Origin of the sequence: Occallatibacter sp. (assembly GCF_049802275.1) — a bacterium.
Lineage (GTDB): Bacteria > Acidobacteriota > Terriglobia > Terriglobales > Acidobacteriaceae > Telmatobacter.
This window is the reverse complement of the sequence record NZ_JBARMD010000407.1, coordinates 1-6,670: the sequence shown is the minus strand read 5'-3', so window position 1 is coordinate 6,670 and position 6,670 is coordinate 1. Positions and strand designations below refer to the sequence as shown.

The window sequence follows — 6,670 nt, the reverse complement described above, 5'->3', positions numbered from 1 at the left end:
GACTGGCTACAGCGGCGAAGACGGATTCGAAGTGTACATCCCGTCGGACGAAGCGACCACAGTGAAGATGTGGGAAGCGCTGATGGAAGCCGGCGCGGAGTTCGGCATTCGCCCCTGCGGACTCGGCGCGCGCAACACTCTGCGTCTTGAAGCCGGCATGAGCCTCTACGGACACGAAATCTCAGAAGACATTAACGCACTCGAAGCGGGTCTCGATCGCTTCCTCAAGCTCGACAAGGGAGAGTTCATCGGGCGTGATGCATTACTTGCCGATAAGGCCAGCGGCGGACCGAAGCGCAGGATCATCGGACTGGAGATGGTTGACCGCGGCATTGGCCGCGACGGATACACAGTGCACGATCTCGACGGAAACCAGATCGGCGTCGTCACCTCGGGCTCGCCTGCTCCGTTCCTTAGGACAAACATTGCGATGGCATTGGTGCCGGCAAGCACGGCCGCCAGCGGAAGCGATGTGCTGGTCCAGTGCCGGGCGAATTCGGTGAGGGCGAAGCAGGTGCCGATTCCGTTTTACAAGAGGGCGAAGAAGTAGACCTCCGCGTCTGTTCACAGACTTTGGTTCGTAGTTCACAATTGGCCTCTTGGTTGCTTCGAACTGAGAACCGTGAACTCGCTCATCCGCCGTGGCCTTTGCATTCCAGCACGCCTAGAAACGCACCGAAAGGGCCGACCTCGTCGCGGTACTGATGTGCCATGACCCGCGAGATCTGGTGCAAATGCGTCAAGTCATGCACAGCCCACGTGGCCAGCAAATTTGAAAGCGTGACCGCACCTAGAGACGGATGCCGCCCGCGCAGATCAAGCTGCTTTGGCTGCAGATTCAACGCTCGTAGATCATCGAGACACGCGGCGCGCACGCGTCGAAACTCTTCAAGTAGCTGGGGAAGACTCTTGCCTCGGCACTCTTCGACATGTCCCCAACGGTCGAATGGCTCGAAGGGTTTGTTCTCACCGTGCTCGAGAATCATGCGGGCGCGCGGCATCCAGTCGACGCGGTCGGCGTAGATGAGGTGGCCGACGACATCGACGACCGTGAACGTTTCGCCGCCTTCGTTGCAGTGCGTCCACGTTTCGGGTAGGCCGCGCAGCAGAGCATCCAGTGCGCCCGGCGTGCGCTCAAGCAGAGCGATTGTATCTCGCAGATTGTGCGCCATCAAGCTGTGGATGCAGGAAGGATTGAGAGCGATGCAAACAAAAGACCGCAACGCCGTTTGCATCGGGCATTGCGGTCTGCTGATTTTGAGCGGCAGGTCAAGGGCCTGCGCTGGTCAGACTTGCATTACTTCAATTTCTTTCTTGCGCGAAAGCTCTTCCATCCGGCGAATCTCTTCGTCGGTCATCTTCTGGACCTCTTCGAGCGCGCGCTTCTCATCGTCTTCGCTGATCTTCTTGTCCTTGGCGAGCTTCTTCAATGCGTCGTTGCCGTCGCGGCGCACGTTGCGGATCGCGGTTCGGTGCTCTTCGAGAACCTTGTTCAAATGCTTCACCACGTCGCGACGGCGCTCTTCGGTCATGGGCGGAACAGGAACACGGATCACCTTGCCGTCGGAGATGGGATTGAAGCCGAGATCTGAAGCCTGGATCGCCTTCTCAATCTCCTTTAGGATCGAAGGATCCCAGGGCTGAATGAGAATGGACTGCGGTTCAGGAGCGCCCACCTGCGCCATCTGGTTGATGGGCGTCATGGTCCCGTAGTAGTCCACCTTGATCTGGTCGAGCATATGCGCGCTGGCGCGGCCGGTGCGGGTGGAGGCCAGGCTGGCCTGGAAGGTTGCTACGGCTGCGTCCATCCGCCGTTTCAGGTCGCCCGAGAGTCCCTTAAGTGCTGGATTGCCATCCATAAACGATGCCATGGTCATTTCCTCGCTAAGCCAATTGCCAACGGCTATTCTACAACCCCGGCGCGGCAGCCATGCCCCGGCGCCCCTCAGCACGTCTATTTGCTAGGCCTCGAGTGTTACCTGCTTTGCGGCGAGTTGCGCCTTGATCACCAATTCTGCTGCCAGCAGGCATTCCACCTGGTTCTGCGCGACGTGGGTACGGTTCACAATATCCGCCACAAACTGTGGACCGAATGGCAGCGCCATATTGTTGCAGTCGATGTAGCGCGCCTGCTTGCCATCCACAATGAACAGATTGTTGCCCTGCTTTTTTACCGCCACATCGGTGTATTTGCGGATCTCGATGTATCCGTCGGTCCCCAGAATGAAGAGCCGTCCATCGCCCCATGTGCCCAGTCCATCGGGAGTAAACCAGTCCAGTCGCACATAGCCGAGCCCGCGGTTTCCGCGCAGCACCATGTCGCCGAAGTCCTGGAATTTAGGATGATCTGAATGCCGGATATTTGCGATCTGCGATTCCACCACTTCGGCCTGGGTTGATCCCGTGTAGAAAAGGAACTGGTCAACCTGGTGCGAGCCAATGTCGCAGAGAATTCCACCATTCTGTTCTGGATTCCAGAACCAGTCGGGCCTGCCCGTGCCCCCACCTGCCACGCCGCCATGCTGAAAAATCTGGTGCGGCGCAATGTTGATCGTCTGAATCACCTTGCCGATCGCACCTTGCTTGACGAGGACGCCTGCATACACAGCTGCCTTCACCTCCAGCAATTCGCTGTACATGATTGCGTAGATGCGCTTGGTTTCAGCAATGGTCTTGCGCACGTCAGCCAGTTGTTTGAGCGTTAAAATGCCGGGTTTGTCCGACAGAAAGTCCTTGCCGGCCTTCATCGCCCGCACCGCCAGAGGCGCACGTTCATTGGGGATCTGCGAACTTAATACAAGCTGGATTGCGGGATCATTGAGTATCTCGTCCTGCGTCTTCACAATCCTTGCGTTGGGAAACCGCTTGGTGAATGCGGCGAGCTTATCGGGTTCACCACCCCATGCCGCCACCATTTCGCCACCACCGCGCTGGATCGCTCCCACCATGCCGTAGATGTGATCGTGACTCATGCCGCACACCGCAAACTTGATGTGGTATTTGGGAGTCTCCTCGGCCTGCGATGCCACGGAATCCTCAACAACGCTGGTCAATTCGCTGGGGGTCGCTAATGCTCCCGCGGTAGGACCACCTGCCAACATGGCGATCGAACCCATCAAGCTTGCTCGTTTCAAAAAATCACGCCGGTCTGTGGACATTCTGTCATCTCCTTGTTGTATTGACGGGTATTTTGAAAACCAGGTTTGCGTTTTGAAGAGTGAGAGCGCTGAGGTCCCGCCTAACTTGGGATGCAACTGTGCGCGAAGGCTCTGCAAGGCACTAGCCGTTTCGATTCTTCTTCCCGTCCCCCAACTGCCAATACACCGCGTACTTCTGATCGCGCACCTCATACATAGGCAGCAGGTCAAATTGCGCACCCTCTCCCGCCGCCTTGAATCGCATCTCGCCGCGTGTCTCACCCGCTGACTGCGCTTTGATCCATACCCCCGCCCCGGCTCCCGCATCCACCGCCGCCTTCGGTAACGCATCCGCCTTGGCCAATCCCTTCGGCACCGTCGATCCATCGGGAATAATCTTGCTTGGGCCATCCACCGGCCCTCCGCCCAAATCCGCCGCCAGCACCAGCGGCCCGTACAGCGCCGCCGCTATCGAGTCATCCCCAACCAGCGCCTCTGTCCGCAACGTCATCGGCAAGGCCACGCTGATCGTGTCGCCATCTTTCCAAACGCGCCTGATCGCGAGATATGAGCCCGGATCAGCCATAGCCTCCAGCGGCCGCCCATTCACCTTTACCTCCGCCGCATCTGTCGTCCACGCAGGAATCCGGATATGCACCGTCCGCATCTTCGGCTGCGCGCATGTGAGCTTCAGCGTCGTCCCCTGCTCCCGCGGGAACGTGGTTGTCTGCTCAATCTTTAATCCCTCATCCTTCCAGTCCAGCGTCGACGCGATGAACTGGTTCACATACACCTCCCCGCCGCGATGGAAATAGATCGTGTCTGTGAACTTCGCAAACTCCTCCACGCCAGTCCCCGTGCAGCACCAGAACGAATCCTCCGCCGAGTGATAGGCGCGCCAGTAGCCCGCCGAAAGCGGAAAGAAATACTGCTTCAACCCCTGCGGGTTCTGCGTACCCAGCCTGCAGTTGAACATCGAGCGCTCATACGCATCCATCCAGCGCGCATCGCCTGTCCAGCCAAACACCAGCCGCTCCAGCTTCATCAGGTTATAGGCCACGCAACACTCGGCATTCGTCCAGCCCAGCGATCCTTTCAGTTCGCCCGCGGGCGTGGTCCAGTGCTCATCGAGACTTGTATTCCCAATCGCGTAACTCCGCGCCGTCAATACTTCCTCGAGGAAATACTCCGCGATCCGCCGGTAGCGTGGGTCCCCAGTTACTTCGTACATCCGCGCCGCACCAATGATCTTGGGCACATTCGTATTCGCATGCAGCCCGGTCAGTTCATCCCTCCGCGCCGCCAGCGGATCCAGAATGCTAGGCTGCTCAAACAGCCTCGCCGTATCAAGATACTGCTGCTTCTTCGTCGACGCTGCCAGGTTCACCAGCGCCTCGTTCATGCCGCCGTATTCAGTTCGCAACATCCGCTGCCGCTGCTCGTCGCCGATGCCTTCGAAATAGTGGTCCACCCACTGCGCCATCCCCTCCGCCACTTTCAGCGCATCGGTGTTCCCCGTCAGCACGTACATGTCGAGCAGTCCGGCCATGATCTTGTGATACGTGTAGAAGGGCGCCCACACCGGCTTGCCTTCCTGCAGATGTTCGAACAGCACTGTAGGAAACGCGCTCACATAGCCGTTGCCATTCTTCTGCTGGCACTGCGCCAGCCCGCCCACCACCCCATCGCCGCGTGATTTCAAAACAGAGTTGCCCGCCGTCGCCGATGCCAGCGCCACTGCCGACAGGTAATGCCCACCATTGAAGTGCCCGCGCAACTCAACCGTCGGACTCTCCCAGCCTCCATAGGGCGTCGCGCTCGAAGTGATCCCCGCCGTCAACCGGAACGAGTGCAATAGCCGATCGGTCGTGAGTGAATCCAGATACCGCGCATTCGTCTCAGCCTGTTCCGCGAAGATCCCGGGGCCCAGCCGCACCGCGCTCAGCGGAAAGGGAACAATTCTCTCCGCGCCTGGTCCTCCAGGTTCCGCAAACAACGAACTGCTGAAAGCCACCGGCGCTGCAGAATACAAGGAAGCTGCCGCAGCACTCATCTTCAGAAAATTACGACGCGTATGCGTAATCATTTTGAGACATTCCTTGTCGGTGAATTCTGAAACTCGCAGTCGCATCCAGTTCACCCTGAATCTCCTGCATCCAGCGCACGGCTCCAAGGTGAACGTTTGCTATTTAACGCCCAATTATCGCTCACCTGGTTCAAGCCGGAGGAAGGAAGCTTCTAAAGCGCGACTATGCCCCATCAAGCTGAAGCATCAGCTCTTCCCATTCAGCGGTAAGCGAGCCAAGCTCCGAACGCAATGCAGCAGCCAACTCTGTTAGCCGCTGCGTCTCCGCCGCCGAAACATACACACCCAGTTGCTCCTCCGTAGTCGCAATCGAAGCCTCAACCCGCGGAATCTCCTCTTCGAGAAAACCGACCCGCTCCTCCATCTGCTTCTGCTTGATCGGATTCAGCCGCCGCGAACGTCCGTTGTCCGGCCCACCCTCAATCACAATCGTGGTGCCAGACAGAGGCGCCGCTTGGTGCAACTGCGAACCGGGTGCCCCGGGGCTCAATTTTGAGACTTGGTTGGAATTTTCATTCGATCCCCCAAAATCGAGAACAGGAATCTCGGCCTGAGCGGCCAGGTTCTCCTTCTTCCGCAGATAGTCCTCGTAGTTACCGGGATAGCTGGTGATTACCCCGTTCTCCACCGCGATCACGCGCGTCGCCAGTCGATCGATGAAATACCGGTCGTGCGAAACAAAAACCACCGTGCCGGAAAACGCCGCAATGGCGTCCAGAAGCACATCCTTCGCCCGCATATCCAAGTGATTGGTAGGCTCGTCCAGCAACAGAAAATTCGAAGGCGACACGAGAATCCGCGCCAGCGCAAACCGGTTCCGCTCGCCACCTGAAAGGACACCCAATGGCTTGAACACGTCATCGCCCGAAAAGAGAAAACACCCGAGCAGCGAGCGCAACTCGCTCTCAGGAACCTTCACCGCGGCCCTGCTGATGTCATCGAGCATCCGCGCCTCGGGATCGAGCACCTTGTACTGGTCCTGAGCAAAATACTCGCTCACCACGTTGTGGCCCAGCTTGACTGTGCCGCCCGTAGGCGTCTCCGCTCCGCTCAGCAACTTGATCAGCGTAGATTTGCCTGCGCCGTTCACGCCTACAAGCGCTACTCGGTCTCCGCGATCGATCGTGAACCGCGCATTGCTGAACACATGCTTTGCGCCGTAACTCTTCGCCAGACCCTCGGCCTCCACCACCGTGCGCCCCGACGGCGGCGGCTGCGGAAACCTGAAATGAATCACCGCCTCTTCTTCTGGAATCTCGATGCGCTCGATCTTTTCCAGTTCCTTGATCCGCGATTGCACCTGCTTGGCCTTGGTGGCCTGCGCGCGGAACCGGTTGATGAACGCCTCAAGATGTTCGATCTGGTCGCGCTGATTCTTGTACGCGGCCTGTAACTGCGCGCGCCGTTCGTCCTTCTGCGACAAGTACTTCGTGTAATTTCCCTGGAA

Annotated in this window: 6 protein-coding genes; 1 reads left to right on the top strand and 5 read right to left on the bottom strand. The window is 58.5% G+C overall.

Translation table 11 applies throughout. The features are described from left to right. Positions 1-550: aminomethyl transferase family protein (locus tag WA354_RS14345; RefSeq protein ID WP_472813699.1), on the top strand; the 550-nt coding region annotated here is incomplete at its 5' end. An 82-nt stretch (positions 551-632) separates the two neighbouring features. Here the strand turns inward: WA354_RS14345 and WA354_RS14340 are convergent. The 5 genes from WA354_RS14340 to WA354_RS14320 form a co-directional block, all read right to left on the bottom strand. Next, positions 633-1,172, bottom strand: coding sequence for a DinB family protein (locus WA354_RS14340; RefSeq protein WP_472813698.1), 540 nt, complete (start codon positions 1,170-1,172; stop codon positions 633-635). A gap of 114 nt (positions 1,173-1,286) precedes the next feature. Then, positions 1,287-1,871 carry a ribosome recycling factor gene (gene frr, locus WA354_RS14335; protein WP_472813697.1) on the bottom strand — a complete coding sequence of 195 codons (585 nt, stop codon included), beginning with the start codon at positions 1,869-1,871 and terminating at the stop codon, positions 1,287-1,289. 90 nt (positions 1,872-1,961) lie between these two features. Beyond that, positions 1,962-3,158, bottom strand: a complete 1,197-nt coding sequence (locus tag WA354_RS14330) for a Gfo/Idh/MocA family protein (protein ID WP_472813696.1) — start codon at positions 3,156-3,158, stop codon at positions 1,962-1,964. Between the two features lie 121 nt (positions 3,159-3,279). Continuing rightward, entirely contained in the window at positions 3,280-5,268 is a 1,989-nt protein-coding gene (locus tag WA354_RS14325) for a glycoside hydrolase family 127 protein (RefSeq protein ID WP_472813700.1), read from the bottom strand. A 118-nt stretch (positions 5,269-5,386) separates the two neighbouring features. Then, positions 5,387-6,670 (bottom strand): ABC-F family ATP-binding cassette domain-containing protein (locus WA354_RS14320; RefSeq protein WP_472813695.1); only part of this gene is annotated, 1,284 nt, incomplete at its 5' end.